Here is a 21,157-nt window from a genome sequence, read left to right on the forward strand (position 1 = left end):
CTAACTATCCTCATTATAGGTTTAAACCTCCTGGATGTCCAATAATTTTTGAGAATAAGATCCATTCGTTTCTCGAATACTATCGGACATTTGGGAATATTTAAATTACTTATTCACTGCTGAAAAATAGCCCTCTGTAAACTTCAAAAAATCCTCCATCTCCCTTGTCATCTTAATATCCTTCTGACGGATCAGATACAGGGACCGGGTAAAATTCGGGATGTCCAGCGGTCTGAGACAGACATATGGATTCTCTTCCTCCCTCTCCAACTGTCTGCGCCATGAATATTCTGGCCATATGGCGACTCCAAGTCCCTCTTCCACCATACGCTTTAAGATATAATGATTATCGCATTCATATGCAACCTGGGGGATAAAGCCAAGCTCCTGGAATCTCTTATCCGAAATCTCCCGGAGACTTCCGCCCTCCTTCAAAGCAATGAAATCCTCATTGGAAAGATCCGACAATGTGATCCGCTTTTTTTCTGCCAGCCTGGAATCTCTCCGGCATGCCAGCAGCAGCTCCTCATCCATCAGCTTTACGGCATTGCTGAAAAACACCTCGGGAAGTGTGCTGCGGATGCAGATATCCCAGCTGATAGACTCCCTGCGGTCCAGGATCCGGAAAAAGACATCCCCGTGGCTGGCACGGAATTTCCGTATCAGATCCGGGATCAGAAAAGAGGCAGGCAATACATTTAAACGGATCTGCTGCCTGGACTGCCTGTTCTGGATCTCTGCCGGGATATCATTCAGTTCCGCAAGAACCGGAAGGATCCTGGCCTGGAGCAGCCGGCCCTCATGGGTCAGCTCACAGTATTTTCCGTTTCTCCGCATCAGCTCCACCTGGAGCTCCTTTTCCAGAGCCTTCACCGCTTTGCTGATGGACGGCTGGGTCACGTGAAGATCCTGGGCTGCCATGGAAATATTCTCGTATGCCGCCGCCTTAGCAAAATATCTCAGCTGGTAAAATTCCATCCTCTGATCCTCACTTTCCCAAAGACCAGAGGCAGAAACCCTGTTCCGCCCCTGGCCTGTCGTTCCCTTTCTAGTTCTTATAAAAATCCGGGATCTGTTTATCGTGATACTCTTTGATCTCCTTCTGGAAATCCGGATCCGATAAGATATCATATCCAGTCATAGCCAGGCCCTTTGCGCCCTTTAAGCAGATCTCCTGGGCCTCTGGAGTTGCCGCAGCAGCCGCATACTCCACCGTATGGGCCTGGATCGTGCTGTCGTCAGTAATAGACAGATAATCATGGATCGCCGGGATCTTAATAGAGACATTTCCAATATCCGAAGAGCCGTACTGTTTTTTCGGGTCCGGCCAGGTCATTTCAATCCCCAGCTCATGCATATTGTCCTTAAACGCCTGACACATGGGCCGGCTGGGATACCGTTCAGCAGAAATATCATCCCAGGCCACCTGTCCTTTGGCCCCTGTCAGTCTTTCTGCATTGGCCACACACGTTTTGATCAGATCGATCAGAACCTCGATCCTCTTCATGGTATCTGCCCGGAGACAGAACGCGCATCCAGCGCTGGCCGGGATGATGTTGGCCGCCGCGCCGCCGTTGGTAACGATCCCATTGATATTATCCTGGGGATCAAACGTGGGACGCATCATGTCGATCTGGTTAAACACACTGATCACGGCGCTCAGCGCATTGATCCCGTTCTGGGGCGCAGAGGAGTGGGCTCCTTTTCCTGTAAAGTCCACTCTTACGGTACATGCTGCCCGGCCTCCCCGGCCCACCAGGTTGGAGCCTCCGCCCGAGGGATGCATCATCAAAGCAAAATCCACATCGTCAAAGGCTCCGTTGGCCAGGAGCTTCACCTTTCCGGCTCCGCCCTCTTCCGCCGGTGTACCGATGATGGAGATCCGCCCCGGCAGCTCCTTCATTAAAGGCGCCAGTCCAAGAAATGCGCCTACGGAGCAGGTGGCGATCAGGTTATGGCCGCACCCGTGGCCAATTCCGTTTAAGGCATCATACTCCGCCAGGAACGCCACCGTCGGCCCCTCGCCGCTTCCGCAAAGATCTGCGCGGAAGGACGTTTCCAGGCCGCCGTAGCCTCTCTGCACCGTAAAGCCATGCTTTTCCAGGGTATTGCTGATAAAGCCCATAGCCTTAAACTCCTGGAATCCCAGCTCCGGGTTGTCATGGATGTTTTTTGACAGGGCAAGCAGGTCCTCCCGGGCCGCATCGACAGTTTCCACGATCTGCTGTTTTGCTTTGTCCATATGGTTTTGCCTCCTTACTTTTCCTAAATATGTACATATACTATCATACATGCTCGATATTTTTCAACAAAATAACTAAATAATTCTTTTTTTGTAAATCATGTCTTATATATCATATAATACAACACATTTTCCATTATTTATTGTTGCTAAGTCTTGAAAATATATATAATTTATTTATCTTTTATGTCGTTATATTTCGTTTTTTATATTATTTGTATATTTATATTGACTTTTTAGTAAATAAGCTGTATAATTCCGTTGAAATTACATAAATTCTTTTTTCTTGAACATTGTAACAATTTGACTTATTACTAATCTTTTTACCTATAACTCATTCATCACTCCCACCCATTCCAAAGGAGGGCCCCCTATGTTAGCAATTACAAACGGTAAACTACTCACGATTACTTCCGGTATTGTAGAAAATGGTACAATAATCATAGACAATGGAAAAATTGTATCCTTAGGATCTGCCCTCCCTATTCCAGCAGAAACAGCCGTCATTGATGCCAGAGGCGGATATATCACCCCCGGGTTCGTTGACTGCCATACACATATATGTAACTTCTGCGAGCCCCGGACAAATCCAGGTCCCAGACTGGACGGAAATGAAGGCTCTGATCCAATTACCCCGCAGGTCCGTGCCATGGATGCCATTAATCCCTGGGATTGGGCTATCGAACCTGTCCGGCAGGCCGGATTTACGACTGTATATACCCAGCCCGGATCCGGCAATATCATCGGAGGACAGGGAATCGCAATGAAATTACGCGGGCACACGGCTGAAGAAATGGTGATTCCAGGAACTGAAGCAATGAAATTTGCCCTTGGGGAAAATCCCAAACGATTCCATGGACTGGAGCAAAAGCGTATGCCCTGGACAAGGATGGGGACAGCGGCGCTGTTAAGAGAGACCCTATTTAATGCGAAAAAATACTCTGACAGGCTAAAAGAGGCTGAAACAGATCCCTCTAAGGCTCCGGAGCCCAACTTCAAACTGGAGGCCCTGGTCAATGTTGTCTGTGGTAAACAGCGTGTCCGGATCCATTGCCATAGAGCCGATGATATCATGACCGCTATACGTATTGGAAAAGAGTATGGTCTGGATTTCACCCTGGAGCATGCTACGGAAGGTTATAAGATTGCCGATGTCATAGCTGACAATCATGTTACTTGTATTGTCGGTCCCTTACTTCTTCCTCCAGTGAAACAGGAAGTCTGGGATTTAAAGCTGGAAAATCCTGCACTATTGACAGATGCTGGCGTTAAAGTCTGTCTTACCGCAGATACTGGCAGCGAAACTGCATGGCTTCCAATGCAGGCAGGCCTTTTACTGCGCCGCGGAATGAGCGAGGAGGATATTTTTAAAGGATTAACGATCTACCCGGCAGAGGTATTAAATCTTGATCACCGGATCGGATCCCTGGAACCCGGAAAAGACGCTGATATTGCAATTTTTGATGGCCATCCTCTGAGCAATATGACACTTTGCCGTATGACCATGATCGATGGCCAGATCGTACATAATACATTATGATCCCTGGTTTCCCTGGACCATAGACCTTTATGATCCTAAAAATAAAATACTCAAAGGAGGAGATTTATGAGGAAAAAAAGCAGAATAACCGCACTGGTACTGGCAGCTGTCATGGCCTTGACCGCATGTTCATCTAAGCCAGCTTCCACAGCCACATCCGAAGCAGACAAACCTGCTTCAGCGGGCACAGAATCTGGCAGCGCGTCAGGAGCAGAGACTGGCAAACCTGCATCCACCAATGACAACGGCGAAAAGGTTTTAAGAATTGGTACCTATATGCCAGTCACTACACTGGTTCCATGGAAAACCACCTCTGATGGAGATGGATATATTATCCGGCAGATCTATCACACCTTATTAGAGATGAATAAACAGTCCGAATTCGCTCCAGGCCTTGCCAAATCCTGGGAATGCAGCGAGGATGGAAAGGTTTGGACATTCCACCTAAGAGACGATATTTACTGGCAGACTGGAAACGATCTGTTTGGAGATGAAAAGGTTCAGGTTACTGCGGAAGATGTAAAATTCTCATTTGAGTATTATCTGGATCCCGCTCACGAGTCAGTCCGCTATACAGGTCTTGCAGACACGATCGATAAAATCGAGGTAGTAGATGACTTTACCATCAAGTTCTACACCAAGGATATTGATGTTTTATTTGAATACAAAATGTATCAGAACTACATCATCCCCAAAAAGGGAATCGATGAAAATTGGGATTTTGCAGCCTTCCCGGTTGGATCTGGTGCTTATAAATTTGTTGAACATGTAGTAGATACCCGAGTGCTTCTGGAAAAAAACGAAGACTTCTGGCTGGAGCCCGCGCTGGATAAGATCGAGTTCAAGATCATTACTGACAAATCGGTTTCTTCCATTGCCCTCCAGAACCAGGAAATCGACATTACTCTGGCACTGCTGCCCACCGATATACCGGCAGTGGTATCCAAAGACTTTTTAAAGATCGATAACAATGGAGGTTCCTTAAGATGGATCGGCTTCAACTGTAAGGACGAGCTGTTCCAGGACAAAGAATTAAGAAGAGCACTTACCATGGCTGTTGACGTAGATGGCGCTGTAAAAGCCGTTTATGCAAATGATGCAGGAATCGACCTTGCGATCCGTGGATATTCTGTCGTTACCCCGGAACGTCCCGGCTATGATGGAGAGCTGTGTAAAGCGGAAACACCCGTCTATGACCCCAAGGCCGCACAGGAGAAGCTGGAGAGCATTGGCTGGAAGAAGGGCTCTGATGGTATTTACGAAAAGGATGGCCAGAAACTGAAATTTACACTTCAGGTCGGAAATAATGATTCAAACCGTGAAAAAATGGCAGTTATCGTTTCTTCCCAGTTAAAAGCTATCGGCGTCGATTGTACAGCCCAGACCGTTGAATGGGGTACCCACTCATCCGATGTTAAAGATGGAAATGTGCAGATGTATATCATGGGCGGATACAGCAACCTGGATGGCCCGTTAAGATTGATGCATTCCAACGAAACCGTTTTATCACCCAACTGTGGTTATGCGGACCCTGAACTCGATTCCGTCCTTGATGAGGCATGGAGAACGATTGATTACGATGCTCGTTGCAAGCTGATTGCAAAAGCAAGCGCAATGTTTGCTTCAGGTACGGCACACCTGGCAGACTGGTATGAATACTCCCAGACTGGATACAATGTGCGCGTAAAGGATTTTGATTATGCCACTGTTTACCAGCCGCTTTGCAGCAGTCAGAGAAATGTTACAGTAGAGTAACTCCAGAGACCAGCATGCGTAGGCGGGTTTCGCGTTTCGCGAAACCCGCTTTCTGTAAAGGAGAAGTTATATGTGGACATATATTATTAGGAGAATATTTCAAGCGGTTCCAACGCTTCTGGTCATTTCATTTATGATTTTTTCCCTGTTATACATAACTCCCGGAGATCCCGTCGATCTTATTTTAGGTACCGAGGACCAGCAGGTATCTGAAGAACAGCGGCAGCTGATCATGGAAGAATGGGGATTGGACAAACCTTTTTTTGTCCGCTACTTAAACTTCATTAAAGACGCCTTACACGGTGATCTCGGAACATCCTACGCTACAAATCAGCCGGTATTTGAAAGCGTAATGATCCGAATGCCGGCAACATTTAAATTAGCCGCTTTTTCTATGGTTTTATCCCTGCTGATCTCTGTTCCTCTGGGAACACTGGCGGCTTTGAAACACAACAGCATCTGGGATTCCATTGCCACGGCTCTTGCAACCATTGGCGTATCCCTTCCCAAGTTCTGGTTCGGACTTGTACTGATGATCTATCTCTCTCTGAAATGGGGACTGCTTCCCAGTACAGGATCCGCCGAACTAACCGTAGATGGACCCGTAGAATTTTTAAAATATATTATTATGCCAGGCTCTTCTCTGGCTCTAGGAATGGCTGCCACCCAGACCCGAATGATCCGTTCCAGCATGCTGGATGTCCTGGGTCAGGATTATGTACGTTATGCCCGAAGTAAGGGCCTGAAGGAAAAAGTAGTAATCTGGATGCATGCATTTAAAAATGCCATGATCCCTGTTATCACTGTTGTCGGTTCGGAAATCGGAGGACTCCTGGGCGGCGCAGTTGTTACAGAGTCCATATTTTCGTGGCCCGGTGTCGGTCGTCTCGCTGTAAATTCCATATCTAAAAGAGACTACCCAATGATTCAGGGAATTACTTTGCTTTTATGTACAAGCTATCTGGTGATCAACCTGATCATTGACATTGTCTATGCATGGGTAGATCCCCGGATCCGCCTTGATAAAAAATCATAGGAGGGAAATATATGGCAGAAAATAATAAAAACCAAAATATGATCGGCGAAGATTCCCTCCCCGTTACAAGTTATTGGAAGGATGTTGTACGCCGTTTCTGTAAAAATAAAATTGCCGTTATCGGCCTGATCGCCCTGTGTATTATCATCATCCTATGCGCCGGGGCCCCATTATTTACCAGCTACGATCCCGTGGTAGATATGGACTTTATGAATATGCTGGCTGCCCCTGGCAGTGAAGGACATCCTTTAGGTACAGATGACCTTGGACGTGATATCTGGTGCCGTCTTCTTTATGGAGGCCGCAGCTCCCTGATCACGGGTCTCTCCGTTTCCCTGCTTGCTGCTGCCATCGGAGTCGTGATCGGGTTATACAGCGGATACTTCGGCGGCGTGATTGAAAGTCTTTTGATGCGTTTTACCGACATCATGCTGTCCTTCCCATTCCTTATCGTAGCCATCGCCATCATGTCGGTACTTGGCTCCAGTCAGCGTAATATCATCATTGCCCTCGCCATTACAAGCTGGCCAAGGTTTGCCAGACTTACCAGAGGACAAGTACTCGCTGTAAAAAATTCAGAATATGTGGAAGCAGCAAAGGTCGGAGGCTTTAAAAATACCCGGATCATCTTCCGTCATGTACTTCCCAATTGTATTGGTCCCTTGATCATTCAGGGTACATTATCTGTCGGAGGTGCTATCCTCTCTGCTGCAAGCCTTAACTATCTGGGACTGGGCGCAGATGCTGCCTCTCCAGATTGGGGCATGATGTTAAGCCAGGGCAGAAATTACCTTCAGACTGCATCGTATCTGACCACGATTCCCGGATTGGCAATTTCCGCTACGGTTCTGGCCATGAACTGGATTGGCGACGGAATGCGGGACGCATTTGATCCTAAGATGAGAAAGTAGGTGTATGAAATATGACAAATGAAAAATGCCTGGAAGTAAAAAATCTGCGAACCTGGTTTCATACACCAGAGGGCATTGTAAAATCTGTCGATGGGATCTCTTTTTCCATTGAACGAGGAAAAACACTCGCTCTGGTAGGAGAATCTGGATGCGGAAAAACAATTACATCCTTATCCCTGATCAAGCTTCTTCCTGAAACAGCTGAGCTTCACGCGGATTCCATTATACTAAATGGACGTGATGTTACGAATCTCGATAAAAACGAAGCGCGGAAAATACGAGGGGCAGAAATTTCCATGATATTCCAGGAGCCAATGACCTCCCTCAATCCTGTGTACCGAATCGAAAGACAGCTGGGCGAAGTATTCCGGCTTCATAATCCCGGTATTTCCTCTGCCGAAGTAAAACAGCGTTCCATAGAAATCTTAAAGAAAGTCGGGGTTCCAAATCCCGAAGAACGGCTTAAAGTATATCCCCATCAGCTCTCTGGCGGTCTTCGCCAAAGAGTAATGATCGCCATTTCCCTGGCCTCCAATCCACGAATGGTCATTGCTGATGAGCCTACAACTGCCCTGGATGTAACGATCCAGGCCCAGATCCTGGACCTGCTCAAACAGCTGCAAAAAGATATGAATATGTCTATTCTCCTGATCACTCATGATTTTGGCGTGGTTTCCCAGATCGCCGACCGCGTTGCTGTAATGTACGCCGGCCGGATCGTTGAGGAAGGTAAGATGGAAGATGTATTTACAGATCCATGGCATCCCTATACCAAGCTCCTGATCCTTTCCATTCCAGGAATTAAGGTAACACGCGGAAACCGTCTGGAATCTATCCAGGGATCTGTTCCTAATCCGCTTAAATTCCCGGAAGGATGCCGGTTTGCACCGCGTTGTCCTTATGCCAAAGACATCTGCCATAAACAGCAGCCTCCGGAGATCGTTTCCGGCGACAGAAGAGTAAGCTGTTTTTTAAGGGGGGACCAGCATGAAGGATGAAAAAAACATATTAAAAATTGAAGACCTGAAAGTATATTTCCCTATTAAAAAGGGGGTTCTGCAAAAAACGGTCGGACATGTAAAGGCTGTTGATGGCGTCACTCTGAATATCCGCCGAGGAGAGACCCTGGGATTAGTAGGCGAATCCGGCTGCGGAAAAACTACCATCGGCCGCGCTATTGTCCGGCTGAATACACCTACCAGCGGACGTATTCTTTATGACGGACAGGATATCCTTTCTTTAAAGGGCGATGATTTAAGAAAGATACGAAGAAAACTTCAGATCATATTTCAGGACCCATACTCTTCCCTCAACCCAAGACATACGGTTCAGAATATGATCACAGAGATCCTTACCGTACAAATGGGAATGACTCCTGCCCAGGCTGAAGACCGCATGGAAGAACTGCTGGATCAGGTCGGTCTGAATAAGGCTTATGCATTACGCTATCCTCACGAGTTTTCCGGCGGACAGAGGCAGAGAGTTGCCATTGCAAAGGCCATTGCATTACAGCCAGAATTTCTTGTATGTGATGAAGCTGTTTCTGCTTTGGACGTGTCCATCCAGTCTCAGATCATCAACTTATTGATGGATCTGAAGGGTGAATATGGGGATATGACCTATCTCTTTATCTCACACGCCCTCAATGTAGTTGAACATATCTCTGACAGAGTAGCTGTTATGTATCTGGGAAAGATCATGGAATTTGCTGATAATGAAGAATTATTCAGTCACGCCGCACATCCCTACACCCAGGCATTGCTGTCAGCCATCCCAATCCTGTCGGGAAGGAAAGCCCGTGAACGCATTATCCTCAAAGGAGATGTACCAGGAGCCGCTCATATTCCATCTGGCTGCCGCTTCCATACACGATGTCCATATGCTACGGAAGAATGTATGAAGAAGGAGCCCGAACTGAAGGATATTGGCAACGGTCACCTGGTGGCCTGTCTCAAGGTATAAATTTTCATAAAACCGTGGTACATAGATTCTTAAGTATCTATGAGACCACGGTTTTTTGTATTTTCATACATTATCGTCTTCGTTTTTATATAATAAAGGGTGGCAATATGGAACGATCTGTCATGAAAAAACTTTTATTATCTTTGGTGAGGCCCAGGACTGCTGTTACAATAATGCCAAACAGAAAAAGCCTGATTTTTCAAGGGGAGAGGTGAGCGTTTGTCGCTATTTATTCAATTCCTTTTCACCTTTGAAAGACAAAAAAAATCGTGGAATAAAGGAGACTGTTAAGGTAAAGACAAAAAATAAATATGGAGGGTCAGGCTGGCAGATATAGGATTCAACTGATGTCTGGGATTTAGCCGCTGAGTGCATAGTGATGCCACGAATAATACACAATATTCGGGATATAAAGCACATTCTAACCATAATGAAAAGAAGAATAGTTAGAACTTTTCCCGAATAGATTATAATATTTTGGACAAATGATTTTAATACTCTTGAAAAAGGGCCAGTTACCGTACCATTTCTCTTAAATTTTCAATTCATTCTAATCAAACCATTGACAAGAATGAACAGAATGGGTAAAATATGAGTAGAATAAATTCGGGAGGCGGCAAATGATTTTTCAAGAAAGTGAATCCGTAGAGCTAAAGGCAATTGTGGTCGAGGACATAAAAAAAGAGATTATCGCTTTTGCAAACTGTGAGGGAGGAAAACTATACATTGGTATTCAGGATGACGGAACCGTATTAGGACTGGATAATCCGGATGAAGCTGCCCTGCAGGTCAGCAATATGGTCCGGGATGCAATCAAACCGGATCTGACGATGTTCCTGCATTATGAAACACTCACGATAGCAGGGAAGAAAATCGTTGCAGTTGATATTCAACAGGGAACAGAACGGCCATATTATATTGCGAAAAAAGGATTGCGTCCCGAAGGTGTTTACGTTCGTCAGGGGTATTCTTCCGTTCCTGCTACAAACACAGTCATTCGGCGTATGATCAAAGAAACGGACGGTGACCACTTTGAGGAAATGCGGTCTTTGGAACAGAATTTAACTTTTGAATATGCAAAAAAAACATTTGAGGAACGGAATGTAAAATTTGGCCCTGCACAAATGAAAACCCTTGGAATCGTAACGCAAGATGATGTTTATACAAACTTAGGTCTGTTACTTTCAGACCAGTGCGTGCACACCATCAAAGCGGCTGTATTTAAAGGTACAAAACAAAACGAATTTCAAGATCGAAAAGAATTTTCTGGCTCTTTGTTTCAACAGATGGATGACGTTTATGATTTTATTGACTTTCGAAATCAGACCCATTCAACCTTTGACAGGCTGTATCGCATTGACAGACGAGATTATCCCGAAACAGCAGTCAGAGAGGCTCTTCTGAACCTTTTGGTACATCGGGAATATTCATTTCGCGCCAGTACCTTTATCAGTCTTTATACTGACAGGCTTGAATTTATCTCTATTGGTGGTTTGGTAAGCGGTGTGTCCTTAAAGGATGTAACAATGGGAATATCTGTTTGCAGGAACACCAAACTGGCAAATGTATTTTACCGTCTGGAACTCATAGAAGCCTATGGAACCGGAATCATAAAAATTATGGATGCGTATGAAGGAACTGGGATGACACCTCAGATCGAAACATCCGACAATGCGTTTAAGATTATTCTCCCGAATCTGAATGCAAGTCCGGAGCATGCAAAAATAACGCAGGTTCATTCACAGAAAGATACAACTGAAGAAAAGGTAATTACTTTGACAAAGGAACGGGGCTTTGTCACACGAAAAGAAGTTGAAATATTTCTTGGTATCGGCCAGTCATCATGCGGACGGTTATTAAGGAAAATGGCAGAAAATGGGCAGATTCTTCAGGAGGGCAAGGGGAAAAATACCCACTACTGCCTCCCTAAATAATATTTAGAGGACGGTGATGTACTGAACATCCCTCTGTTTATGGCCGATCAGACAGAGGGACTGATGAGGCTTGCATTGGATCAGAGAAAAGTACAGCAGGCTGGCATGAAATTTTAATATCATGGCTACACACAAAAAGTCCCGGAGTTCCCATCTCCAGAGCTTTCTTTTGTGTCTAAAAGGGATACCGCTTTATTCCCCTTCCGCAAACAGCGCCCTGGCCTTCTCCATCCGCTCTGCCACGGGAACATGGAAGGGACAGCGGGTCTCGCAGCCACGGCAGCCGATACAGTCAGAAGCCGTCCGTTCCAGCGCCTCATAATGGGCGCGGACCGAAGCCGGGACCTCCGGCTGCATGGAGGCCAGATCATAGAGCTTATTGACCATGGCGATATCGATGCCCGCAGGACACGGCTTACAGTGGCCGCAGTAGGTACACTGGCCGTCGTAGGCGTGGCGGGGGGCAGAGGCCAGAACGCTGGCATAATCCTTTTCCGCCTCCGTTGCTGTTTCATAAGAAACAGCCTCATCCACATGCTCCGGCGTATCATATCCCGCCAGAATGGAGGCCACTGCCGGCCTTGTAAGGGCGTAATGGATACACTGGACCGGAGTCAGCGCCACGCCAAAAGGCGAACGCTTTGCATCAAACAGCCGGCCTCCCGCAAAGCCCTTCATGACCGTAAGGCCCACATCGTTCTTCTCGCAGAGCCGGTAAAGCTCTGCCCGCTCTTTATCAATGCCGCCCAGGGCCTGATCGTACTCCTCGGCAAAGTATGTATTCATATCCTCAGACGCCGGAAGCAGATCGAAGGCCGGATTGATGCTGAACAGCATCATTTCCACGATCCCCAGCTCCACCGCCTTTTTCGCCACCCTGGGGTTATGGGTACTGAGACCGATATGACGGATCACGCCCTTTTCCTTCAATTCCTTTGTGTAAGCGTAAAACGGGCCATTTACGATAGAATCCAGCTCGTCCTCCCGGTCCACGTAGTGGATCATGCCCAGGTCGATGTAATCCGTTCCCAGACGCTCCAGGAGATCCGCAAAAGCCTCCTTCACCTTCTCCATGTCCCGGGTCCGCACATACTGGCCGTTCTGCCAGGTGGAGCCCAGGTGGCCCTGGATGAACCAGCGCTCCCTCTTTCCCCGGATGGCTGCCCCGATGTTGCTCCGCACGTTGGGCTCCGGCATCCAGCAGTCCAGGATATTGATCCCCTGCTCCCCGCACCGGTCAATGACCGCCCGGCATTCCTCGGCATTGTGACGCTCCAGCCATTCGGCTCCCAGGCCGATCTCGCTGACCATCAGCTCCGTCTTTCCCAGTCTTCTGTAACGCATACGGCACCTCCCCTAAAATATAGAATCCTATTCCTTCCATTCCAGCCGGTGGAGATGGCCCTCCATGGTCATCTTCTCAAACCCGTTCTGCCGCAGTGCCTCGTAAAGGAGGACAGCCACAGAATTGGACAGGTTCAGGGACCGGATGTCCCCCCACATGGGGATCCGGACGCACGTTTCCTGATACTCCACCAGGATCTCCTCCGGAATGCCGCGGCTTTCCGGGCCGAACATCAGATAACAGTCCGGCTCATACTTCACATCTGTATAGACCGCCGGTGCTTTGGTGGTGGCCATATAAAGCTTTGCGCCGGGATTTCTCTTTAAAAAATCCGCAAAATCACTGTATACTGTCACATCCAGCTTGTCCCAGTAATCCAGACCGGCCCGTACCAGATGCTTTTCACTCAGCTTAAAGCCCAGGGGCTCGATCAGATGGAGCCTGGTGTTGGTCGCCACGCAGGTCCTCCCAATGTTTCCTGTGTTGGCCGGCATCTCCGGCTCGTATAATACAATATTCATTCTACATTTCCTCCAGGCTGGCCACAAACCGGCCCATGCGCTCCAGTGCCCGCTTAAGGTCCTGGAGCGAATACGCGTAAGAGATCCTCAGATATCCCTCTCCGCAGTCTCCAAAGGCAGTCCCAGGCACCACAGCCACCTTCTCCTGCTCCAAAAGCCGCAACGCAAACGTATCGGAGCTCATACCAAACTTTTTAATGCAGGGGAATACGTAAAAAGCCCCCTGGGGCTCATAGCAGTCAAGGCCCATGTCTCTCAGAGCCTTGACCAGGAACCTCCGTCTCTGGTCATAGGCCTCCCGCATCTCCTCCACGTCCCGGTCTCCGTTTCTTAAGGCCTCCACCGCCGCATACTGGCTGGTGGTGGGCGCGCACATGATGGCATACTGGTGGATCTTCAGCATCTGCCTCAGGATCGCCTCCGGCGCGCAGGCGTAGCCCAGCCGCCAGCCAGTCATGGCATAGGATTTGGAAAATCCATTGATCAGTACAGTCCTCTCTTTCATCCCAGGAAGAGCCGCGATGGTACAGTGATGTCTCCCATAGGTCAGCTCCGAATAGATCTCATCTGAGATTACGAACAGGTCCTTCTCGCGGACCACGTCGGCGATCGCCTCCAGATCCTCCTTCTCCAGGATAGAGCCGGTGGGATTGTTGGGAAATGGAAGCACCAGGATCTTGGTTTTAGGTGTGAGCTTTTCCAGCACCTTTTCCTTTGTGAGGCGGAACCGGTCCTTTTCTTCCAGCTCAACCGTCACCGGAACGCCTCCGGCCAGAATGGTACACGGCACATAGGAAACGTAGCTTGGCTGAGGGATCAGCACCTCGTCTCCCGGATCCAGCATGGCCCGGAGAGCAATATCGATGGCCTCGCTTCCTCCCACAGTGACCATGATCTCACGGTCCGGGGCATAGCCCACGTCAAACCGCCGCTCTAAATACCGGCTGATCTCCAGCTTCAGCTCCTTCAGTCCTGCGTTGGACGTATAAAAGGTCCGCCCCTTCTCCAGGGAATAGATCCCTTCATCCCGGATGTGCCAGGGCGTGTCAAAATCCGGTTCACCTACGCCCAGGGATATGGCGTCCTTCATCTCGCTTACGATGTCAAAAAATTTACGGATCCCCGACGGGGGGATGGCTGTGATGGTTTCTGATAACGGGTTTCTCACGGGGTGATCATCATCCTTTCATCTTCCGGTCTTTCGCACATGACGGTTCCATGGTCCTTATATTTTTTCAAGATGAAATGGGTTGCTGTGCTCAAGACAGAATTCATGGTGGACAGCTTTTCCGAAACGAACTGGGCGATCTGGCGCATGGTCTTTCCCTCTACGATCACCGTAAAATCATACGCTCCGGACATGAGATAAACGGAATTCACCTCACTGTACTGGTAGATCCGCTCCGCGATCTTTTCAAATCCCATATTCCTCTGGGGCGTCACCTTTACCTCGATCAGGGCAGTCACCAGCTCCTCCCCGGTCTTGTCCCAGTTGATCATCGTATGGTAGCCGCAGATGATATTTTCCTTCTCCATATCGGCGATCTCATTGGCCACCGCGATCTCGCTCTCTCCCAGGAGAGCGGCCAGGTCCGCCAGATCGATCCGGCTGTTTTTTTCCATAATGGTCAGAATCTTTTCACGCATAACGCGCCTCCTTATGTCCTCAGGTTTCCCCGTCCCCGATCCATCACATATTTTCCGGAGGCCTTCCCCGTATCTTCCTCCGGACAGCTTTTTTATCCCAGTTTTAATACCTCGTCCGGCTGGGGCCGCTCCAGAAACCCGGTGCTGCCAAGACCCGTCATTTTTCTGGCGATCCCCCGCTCCACCTTTCCGATGACCGCGGCCTCGGCTCCCATTTCCCTGAGCCGTTCCGCCAGATCCCATCCATGGTCTGAGACCATCAGCACACACTGGCCCGACCGGAGACGGTAGGGATTTAAATCAAATAGTTCGCATACCTCTATGATCTCCTGGCTCACCGGGATCTTCAGAAGGGAAAATGAGATCCCCTGCTCATAAGCCCCCGATATATTCCAGAGGGCGGCCAGAATGCCGCCCTCCTCCACATATTCCCATTCAGTTACGCCAGGATCCTCAAAAAATTCCTGGGGCAGCTCCAGAGCTCTCTCCGCCGCCGTTTTAAGACGGTCCAGAAATACGCCATGGAATCTGGCCTCCAGCGCTTCTTTTTTCTTTTCCATGGCAGCCAGAGCTCCCGCCTTGCCGATGCATCCGGCCACCACCAGATCCTGGCCCGGCACAAAGCGTCCCCTGCCATGGGGTTCCCGCTCGATCTTTCTCATTCCGACTCTCCTATGCTCCCGGTCCAGCTGGGTTCCCAGGTCCCGGCTCACCGCCGGGGCCAGGCGCTCCGCCGCCGTTCTCTGCTCCAGGACCTCCAGGCCCCGCATTCTGGCCGGGTCCTTCATTTCCTCCCGGACTGCTGTTTCCAGCCGGGTCTCCGGGCATCCCTGGACCAGGCGTATAGCCCGGCCCCTGCGGGACCTCCGACGGAGGCGTATTTTCCGCCGCCGGGGTCTCCGGCACTGCCGGAGGTGTGGTTCCCGCAGGCGTTTCTGAAGTCCCGCCGGACGGAGCCGCCGGATCCGCTCCAGGCACCGCTGCACCTGGATCCGTTACTGCCGGAGCCGCCGGTCCCACCCGGTAAATGGGCCTGGAGGCGTTATACGTATCCTTATTTAAAAGGGTCCGCTCCTTCAGCTCTCCGTCCACATATACACACTTATAAAGCTCCGACTTAAGACCCGTATGGCCGGAGTCCACCTTGACCCTGGCTCCCGGGGCCAGGGAATTGTCCACCTGCTCAATGGGCGCTCCGGCTCCCATGACCTGGAGCGTCACAGACTCAAATTTCAGGGTCCGGTTTGCCGGTCTTGTTTCTTTTCCATAAATGGTAAAGGTCAGCGTCTTTCCGGAGGTGACCCCTTCCACATAAATGGGCGTATCGTATGGATTCCGGATCTTGATATCCTTATACGTTCCGGCAATGGCCGCGTCCATGGACGGCTTCACATATCCCACGGTCATGGAATGGTTCTGCCTCTGGACGATCTCCAGCTCCGCCAGCAGAGAAGCGTTATAAAGGGTCGTGGATATCTGGCATACGCCGCCGCCGATGCTGTCCACAGACCGCCCGTTCTCATAGGCCGTGGCCGCCCGGTAGCCATTGGCGACCGTAAAGGGCTGCATGCACTCATATCCCGACAGCACCTCCCCCGGCATCAGCACCCGGCCGTTGATCTTGGCCGCTCCCACCTGGAGATTGGTGGAACGGGAAGCACCGCTGGTCTTAAAGCTGGTGGAAAAGGTCCCCAGCACGTCCTTAATAGAGGACAGCTCCTCTGTGGTGATCTCCGGCTGCTTTTCTGTCACCACTGCAGCAGCAGAGACCGTTCCCGAAGCGCCGTCCGCCTGGCTCACAGCCTCTCCGATGGCTGCCCCTGTGGCCTCCGGATCCACGGTGGTCCCCACCACTGACGGGGTAAGTACAAATTCACCGTTTTCCCTGGTAATGGAGGCATCAGAGGCCTCCCGGACCGCGTCCTTACATTCCGCATCCACAAACGCTGAGATCTTCTCCGGATCTGCGGAAAATTCCAGCTCCAGATCCACCGGCTCCGCTTCCAGATCCTTTTTCTTCATATATCTCTGGATCAGATTGCCTTTGACCTCTGCGTCCTTTAAGGCCTGCCTCACCTGGTCCTCATTTTTCCAGGCGATGCCCAGATCACCGGAGCTGGCCGCAAAGGACATTTCCCCGATGGTCAGCGCGACCTCCCGGGCCAGCTTCTCGTCCACCCGGCTCTGCACCTGCTCCTCCGCCTCGGCCTCAGTGAGCCCCTCCAGGCTCTCGCCGTCCACGGAGACTCCCGCCGGCATGGGTTCCGCAGCCTGGGCAGGAAATGGCTCTGCAAAAAACAGGCCGGCCGCCATCATCGCAGCCGTACCTGTACTCCATACATATTTTCTCATATCCCTCTCCTTTTACATCATAGACATTAAGGAGCCCAGGATCATGGGGATCACCATAGCCGCAACCACCAGGACCACAACGATGGTGGAGATGATCTTCTTTGTTTTTTTATTATTCATATTTATCATGACTTTCACCTCTTTTATTTCATTTTATCTTTATTCCGGTTTCTTATCCCTGCCCCTCTCATTTTCCGGAATCCTTCCATGGGTAAAGATAATTCGGTCGGTCACTCTGGAGATCTCATTTCCCGACATGGAATCTATGGGGACAGTCAGCTCTATTTTATGATATTTTAGCAGATCATGCAAGTGTTGTTTTTGCCTCTGGGTAGCCTGCCTTTCCTTTTTTGCCTTGTACTGGAGGACCTTGGGCGCAAAAGCATCCTCATTGCCGGACAGATGCAGCCGCTTCATGGCCTGGTACAGCTCGTGGGCTGCCATGGCGTCTGAAAGGGCCCGATGGGCCGTGTCCTGGGCCGCATGGAAATAGGCGCAGGCCGCCGCCAGGTTCTTCTTTTCCTCCGGCGGCATGAATTTCCGGCAGAGCTTTAAGGTGTCGATGCCGGACCGCTCAAACCGCAGCTTCCCATTGACCGCTGCCTGGACCAGAAAGCCATAGTCAAACATGATCTGGTGACCCAGGACCGGAAGCGTTCCGCAGAAGGCGATGACCTCCCCGATCACGTCCTGGATCATGGGAGCGTCCTTTACCATATCGTCATCGATCCCGGTCAGCTCCGTAATGTGCTCCGGTATGGGACGGCCCGGGTTCACCAGGGTATGGTACGTATCTGTCACCGCCCCGTTTTCCACCTTTACCATGCCGATCTCCGTAATCCTCTCCCGCTTTGCCCCGATCCCTGTGGTCTCCAGATCAATGGCCACATAGGAGTCTGCCGCATTCACCATATTCCTCTCCCGCTCTGCCATCATCCCTTCATACCTCCTGCCGACGGACACAGCTCCCGTAAGAAGCACTGGCTGCATTTGGGATTTCTGGCCGTACAGATGGTACGGCCCAGGGTGATGATATGGATATTCCATAGGATCCAGTGATCCTTTGGCAGCACCTCCATCAGCTCATATTCCACCTTCTCCGGATCATCAGCCTTTGTGAGCCCCAGCTTTTTTGAGATCCGCTTCACATGGGTATCCACCACGATGCTTGGATCGTCGTATACATTGCCCCGGATCACGTTGGCCGTCTTTCTTCCCACTCCCGCCAGGGCCGTCAGCTCCGAAAGCTCCCTGGGAACGGTGCCTCCGTGCTTTTCCACCAGATCCTTACAGCAGGAAATGATATTTTTTGCCTTCATGTGATAAAAGCCCGTGGAGTGGATGTCCTGCTCCAGCTCCGAAAGCTCTGCCGCCGCAAAATCCTCCAGGCTCCTGTATTTTTTAAACAGTTCCTTTGTGACGATGTTGACCCGGGCGTCGGTACACTGGGCGCTTAAGATCACGGCGATCAGGAGCTGCCAGGGCGTTTCATGATCCAGATAGCAGCGGTACTCGGTGCCATACTCCGCGTCCAGCCGCGCCAGGATGGCGTCCACCCGTTCTGCTCTGGCCTTCTTTGATTCTCTCATACTCTCCTCTTTCTGTGCCTGCACATGTTTCTTCATATGTGAACCGCAAGGTCCGGGCATTTTTCCATAAAGGATCCCGTTCCTTGTAATCAAACAGGAGGAAGCTCCCGTCCTCCATGGCCTCTAAATGGGCCATGTTCGCCATCTGGCGACTGTCATGATCCTTATAATCCGGAAGCCACCTTCTTTCCTGCTCCTCGGTCTGGAAAAACTCCCGGATCCTGTCCTTAAAGGGCCCCTGGTCCATGGCAAAGGACGGACGGCTTTTGGCATTTTCTCTTAAATACAGATCCTCCATGAGCCGGTCCCGAAAGGCTGAAAGGCATGTGTCCGAAGCGGCCTCCCCGGTCTGTCCATGGCCCGTTTTCCTTTCCTCCCTCTCCTTTATAAACCCATAAAGGATCTCATATCTGGCCATTCGGCTGTGGCTCAGGCCGGCAAAGCCATGGTCCTCATAATACGCGGCCAGATCCAGGAACAGCTCCGACGGAGAGGGATATTCCTGCTCCAGAAGCTTTAAGGTATTGGAAAACTGGCCGCTGTTATAATAGACCTCCACCATTTCCTCCATGGCCTTTAACCGGATCACATCCCCATAGGAGAGCCAGCGGGTGGACAATACCTCATAGGGCGGCGTCATCCGGTAACGGAGGCCGTAGGCCCCGGCCTGGGATGCCATATAAGAGCCCTTCAGCACCTTTAAAAAGCCCAACTGGAGCTGGTCCGGCTCCATACGGTACACGTCGTCAAAGGATTGTAAAAAGGAATCCATCCCCTCCCAGGGCAGTCCGGCGATCAGATCCAGATGCTGGTGGGTATTCCGGTATCCATGGACCCTGTCCACAGCGGCCTCAAGCTTCGTAAGGTCCATTTTCCTCCGGATCTCCCGGATGGTATCCGGATTGGTGGACTGGACGCCGATCTCCAGCTGAATGAGTCCGGGCCGCATCCGGCCGATCATTTCCAGCTCCTCCTGGTCGAACAGATCCGCCGACACCTCAAAATGAAAGTTGGTGACACCGTTGTCATGGTCCAGGATATGCTTCCAGATCCCCAGGGTATGCTCCCTCCGGCAGTTAAAGGTCCGGTCCACGAATTTTACCTGGGGGACCTTCCTTTCCAGAAAGAAATCCAGCTCCTTTTTCACCAGAGAAAGGCTCCTGAACCGCACCGACTTGTCGATGGAGGACAGGCAGTAGCTGCAGGAAAAGGGGCAGCCGCGGCTGCTCTCATAATAAACGATCCTGTTTTCAAAGCCTGCCATATCCTTATAATAAAATGGGATCTCATCCATAGAAAGGAGGCGCTGGGGACCGTTTTCACGGATCTCTCCGGAGCCGTCCCGGTAGGTGATCCCCAGGATCCCCTCCAGGCGGGCCAGGAGCCTGTCCTCTGGATCCTCTGCCGCCAGACGGTCCTCCGCAGCCAGATATGCCTCCGCCACCTGAGAAAAGGTCAGCTCCCCCTCTCCGCGCATGATCCCACGGATCTCCGGCTCCTGGGAAAGGATCCTGCCGCTGTCATAGGACACCTCCGGCCCGCCCAACCAGATCTCCGTTTCCGGCAATACCTGTTTTAAGTCCCTGACCAGCTCATACACCTGGGAAATGTTCCATATATAACAGGAAAAGCCGACAAAATCCGGCTTTTTCCTGTAAATGTCCTGTAAGATCCAATCCATCTGATGGTTGATGGTATACTCCGCGATCTGGATCTCCGCCTCCGGAAGCCGTTCCTTTGCAAAGGCCCGCAGGCTGTAAACGCCCGGATTGGAGTGGATATATTTGGCGTTCACTGCCGCCAGCAGAAATTTTTTACACATAATACTCGATCTTTCTTCCCGTGGGGCTGTACTGGTAATACCGGACTCCCGCCGCATTTAACATCCGCTTGGACGCCCGGGTGGCGGGGGTATCGGCATACTTGTCGCTTTCGTAGATAATGGTGCGGATCCCGGCCTGGATGATGGCCTTGGCACACTCGTTGCAGGGAAACAGGGTCACGTACAGCTTGCTCCCCTCCAGGCTCCCGCCCCGGTAATTTAAAATGGCGTTCAGCTCGCTGTGGGTCACATATAAATATTTATCGTTGTAATCGTCCGGGTCGCCCTTTCCCCAGGGAAATTCATCATCGGAGCAGCCCTTGGGAAAGCCGTTGTAGCCCATGGACAGGATCTTATTGTCCTCGCTGACGATACAGGCCCCCACCTGGGTGCTGGGATCTTTGGAACGCATGGCCGACAGCTTTGCGACGCCCATGAAATATTCGTCCCACGTAATATAGCCTTTTCTCTTTTCTGACATGATGCCCTCCATTATTACCG

19 protein-coding genes are annotated in these 21,157 nt (G+C 50.4%); 7 read left to right on the forward strand and 12 right to left on the reverse strand.

What is annotated here, in order from left to right:
* Positions 1-105 precede the first annotated feature (105 nt).
* Together OCV69_RS04210 and OCV69_RS04215 are read right to left on the reverse strand one after the other, a co-directional pair.
* Positions 106-978, reverse strand: coding sequence for a LysR family transcriptional regulator (locus tag OCV69_RS04210; RefSeq protein WP_262562993.1), 873 nt, complete (start codon positions 976-978; stop codon positions 106-108).
* Positions 979-1,048: 70 nt separating this feature from the next.
* On the reverse strand, positions 1,049-2,242 hold the full coding sequence (locus OCV69_RS04215) for a M20 family metallopeptidase (RefSeq protein ID WP_158358013.1): 1,194 nt from the start codon (positions 2,240-2,242) through the stop codon (positions 1,049-1,051).
* A gap of 373 nt (positions 2,243-2,615) precedes the next feature.
* Between OCV69_RS04215 and OCV69_RS04220 the strand changes: the two genes are divergently transcribed.
* The 7 genes from OCV69_RS04220 (at position 2,616) to OCV69_RS04250 (ending at position 11,380) form a co-directional block, all read left to right on the forward strand.
* Positions 2,616-3,782: an amidohydrolase gene (locus tag OCV69_RS04220; protein ID WP_158358012.1), complete on the forward strand. Its 1,167-nt coding sequence runs from the start codon at positions 2,616-2,618 to the stop codon at positions 3,780-3,782.
* 66 nt (positions 3,783-3,848) lie between these two features.
* Complete coding sequence (locus tag OCV69_RS04225; protein WP_158358010.1) at positions 3,849-5,537, forward strand: ABC transporter substrate-binding protein; 1,689 nt, start codon at positions 3,849-3,851, stop codon at positions 5,535-5,537.
* 70 nt (positions 5,538-5,607) lie between these two features.
* Positions 5,608-6,573 (forward strand): nickel ABC transporter permease, encoded by a 966-nt coding sequence (gene nikB, locus OCV69_RS04230; protein WP_158358008.1) that lies wholly within the window; start codon positions 5,608-5,610, stop codon positions 6,571-6,573.
* Between the two features lie 11 nt (positions 6,574-6,584).
* Positions 6,585-7,484, forward strand: coding sequence for an ABC transporter permease (locus OCV69_RS04235; protein ID WP_158358006.1), 900 nt, complete (start codon positions 6,585-6,587; stop codon positions 7,482-7,484).
* Positions 7,485-7,495: 11 nt separating this feature from the next.
* Positions 7,496-8,482 carry an ABC transporter ATP-binding protein gene (locus OCV69_RS04240; protein WP_158358004.1) on the forward strand — a complete coding sequence of 329 codons (987 nt, stop codon included), beginning with the start codon at positions 7,496-7,498 and terminating at the stop codon, positions 8,480-8,482.
* Entirely contained in the window at positions 8,472-9,446 is a 975-nt protein-coding gene (locus tag OCV69_RS04245) for an ABC transporter ATP-binding protein (protein WP_158358002.1), read from the forward strand. The genes OCV69_RS04240 and OCV69_RS04245 overlap by 11 nt, the downstream gene beginning before the upstream one ends.
* 620 nt (positions 9,447-10,066) lie before the next feature.
* Positions 10,067-11,380, forward strand: coding sequence for an RNA-binding domain-containing protein (locus tag OCV69_RS04250; protein WP_158358001.1), 1,314 nt, complete (start codon positions 10,067-10,069; stop codon positions 11,378-11,380).
* A gap of 192 nt (positions 11,381-11,572) precedes the next feature.
* Here the strand turns inward: OCV69_RS04250 and OCV69_RS04255 are convergent, their stop codons facing one another.
* From OCV69_RS04255 to OCV69_RS04300, 10 genes are all read right to left on the reverse strand, one after another.
* On the reverse strand, positions 11,573-12,724 hold the full coding sequence (locus OCV69_RS04255) for an aldo/keto reductase (protein ID WP_158357999.1): 1,152 nt from the start codon (positions 12,722-12,724) through the stop codon (positions 11,573-11,575).
* A gap of 27 nt (positions 12,725-12,751) precedes the next feature.
* Positions 12,752-13,246 (reverse strand): tRNA (cytidine(34)-2'-O)-methyltransferase, encoded by a 495-nt coding sequence (locus tag OCV69_RS04260; RefSeq protein WP_158357997.1) that lies wholly within the window; start codon positions 13,244-13,246, stop codon positions 12,752-12,754.
* A 1-nt stretch (position 13,247) separates the two neighbouring features.
* The gene (locus OCV69_RS04265) at positions 13,248-14,414 is read right to left on the reverse strand and encodes an aminotransferase class I/II-fold pyridoxal phosphate-dependent enzyme (protein ID WP_158357995.1); all 1,167 of its coding nucleotides are present in this window, start codon (positions 14,412-14,414) and stop codon (positions 13,248-13,250) included.
* Complete coding sequence (locus OCV69_RS04270; protein ID WP_022272765.1) at positions 14,411-14,893, reverse strand: Lrp/AsnC family transcriptional regulator; 483 nt, start codon at positions 14,891-14,893, stop codon at positions 14,411-14,413. The genes OCV69_RS04265 and OCV69_RS04270 overlap by 4 nt, the downstream gene beginning before the upstream one ends.
* 92 nt (positions 14,894-14,985) lie before the next feature.
* Positions 14,986-15,681: an AIR synthase family protein gene (locus OCV69_RS04275; RefSeq protein ID WP_262562994.1), complete on the reverse strand. Its 696-nt coding sequence runs from the start codon at positions 15,679-15,681 to the stop codon at positions 14,986-14,988.
* Positions 15,566-17,245 carry a VanW family protein gene (locus OCV69_RS04280; protein WP_158357993.1) on the reverse strand — a complete coding sequence of 560 codons (1,680 nt, stop codon included), beginning with the start codon at positions 17,243-17,245 and terminating at the stop codon, positions 15,566-15,568. The genes OCV69_RS04275 and OCV69_RS04280 overlap by 116 nt, the downstream gene beginning before the upstream one ends.
* A 159-nt stretch (positions 17,246-17,404) precedes the next feature.
* Entirely contained in the window at positions 17,405-18,181 is a 777-nt protein-coding gene (locus OCV69_RS04285) for a 3'-5' exonuclease (protein WP_331485629.1), read from the reverse strand.
* A complete protein-coding gene (gene nth / locus OCV69_RS04290; RefSeq protein WP_215653764.1) occupies positions 18,178-18,834 on the reverse strand; it encodes an endonuclease III in 657 nt (218 codons plus the stop codon). Before nth ends, OCV69_RS04285 begins: the two co-directional genes overlap by 4 nt.
* A complete protein-coding gene (locus tag OCV69_RS04295; RefSeq protein ID WP_158357989.1) occupies positions 18,734-20,656 on the reverse strand; it encodes a B12-binding domain-containing radical SAM protein in 1,923 nt (640 codons plus the stop codon). The genes nth and OCV69_RS04295 overlap by 101 nt, the downstream gene beginning before the upstream one ends.
* Positions 20,649-21,137, reverse strand: coding sequence for a deoxycytidylate deaminase (locus OCV69_RS04300; RefSeq protein ID WP_022272747.1), 489 nt, complete (start codon positions 21,135-21,137; stop codon positions 20,649-20,651). The genes OCV69_RS04295 and OCV69_RS04300 overlap by 8 nt, the downstream gene beginning before the upstream one ends.
* Positions 21,138-21,157: the final 20 nt, after the last annotated feature.

Source organism: Alitiscatomonas aceti (assembly GCF_025567195.1).
In the GTDB taxonomy this organism is placed as follows: Bacteria; Bacillota; Clostridia; order Lachnospirales; family Lachnospiraceae; genus Alitiscatomonas; species Alitiscatomonas aceti.

Coding starts and splice junctions, on each gene's coding strand:
- OCV69_RS04300 (WP_022272747.1), bottom strand. CDS start 21,137: ATGTCAGAAAAGAGAAAAGGCTATATTACGTGGGACGAATATTTCATG.
- OCV69_RS04255 (WP_158357999.1), bottom strand. CDS start 12,724: ATGCGTTACAGAAGACTGGGAAAGACGGAGCTGATGGTCAGCGAGATC.
- nth (WP_215653764.1), bottom strand. CDS start 18,834: ATGAGAGAATCAAAGAAGGCCAGAGCAGAACGGGTGGACGCCATCCTG.
- OCV69_RS04275 (WP_262562994.1), bottom strand. CDS start 15,681: ATGAAGGACCCGGCCAGAATGCGGGGCCTGGAGGTCCTGGAGCAGAGA.
- OCV69_RS04245 (WP_158358002.1), top strand. CDS start 8,472: ATGAAGGATGAAAAAAACATATTAAAAATTGAAGACCTGAAAGTATAT.
- OCV69_RS04250 (WP_158358001.1), top strand. CDS start 10,067: ATGATTTTTCAAGAAAGTGAATCCGTAGAGCTAAAGGCAATTGTGGTC.
- OCV69_RS04210 (WP_262562993.1), bottom strand. CDS start 978: ATGGAATTTTACCAGCTGAGATATTTTGCTAAGGCGGCGGCATACGAG.
- OCV69_RS04225 (WP_158358010.1), top strand. CDS start 3,849: ATGAGGAAAAAAAGCAGAATAACCGCACTGGTACTGGCAGCTGTCATG.
- OCV69_RS04280 (WP_158357993.1), bottom strand. CDS start 17,245: ATGAGAAAATATGTATGGAGTACAGGTACGGCTGCGATGATGGCGGCC.
- OCV69_RS04295 (WP_158357989.1), bottom strand. CDS start 20,656: ATGTGTAAAAAATTTCTGCTGGCGGCAGTGAACGCCAAATATATCCAC.
- OCV69_RS04215 (WP_158358013.1), bottom strand. CDS start 2,242: ATGGACAAAGCAAAACAGCAGATCGTGGAAACTGTCGATGCGGCCCGG.
- OCV69_RS04260 (WP_158357997.1), bottom strand. CDS start 13,246: ATGAATATTGTATTATACGAGCCGGAGATGCCGGCCAACACAGGAAAC.
- OCV69_RS04235 (WP_158358006.1), top strand. CDS start 6,585: ATGGCAGAAAATAATAAAAACCAAAATATGATCGGCGAAGATTCCCTC.
- OCV69_RS04220 (WP_158358012.1), top strand. CDS start 2,616: ATGTTAGCAATTACAAACGGTAAACTACTCACGATTACTTCCGGTATT.
- OCV69_RS04270 (WP_022272765.1), bottom strand. CDS start 14,893: ATGCGTGAAAAGATTCTGACCATTATGGAAAAAAACAGCCGGATCGAT.
- OCV69_RS04285 (WP_331485629.1), bottom strand. CDS start 18,181: ATGATGGCAGAGCGGGAGAGGAATATGGTGAATGCGGCAGACTCCTAT.
- OCV69_RS04240 (WP_158358004.1), top strand. CDS start 7,496: ATGACAAATGAAAAATGCCTGGAAGTAAAAAATCTGCGAACCTGGTTT.
- nikB (WP_158358008.1), top strand. CDS start 5,608: ATGTGGACATATATTATTAGGAGAATATTTCAAGCGGTTCCAACGCTT.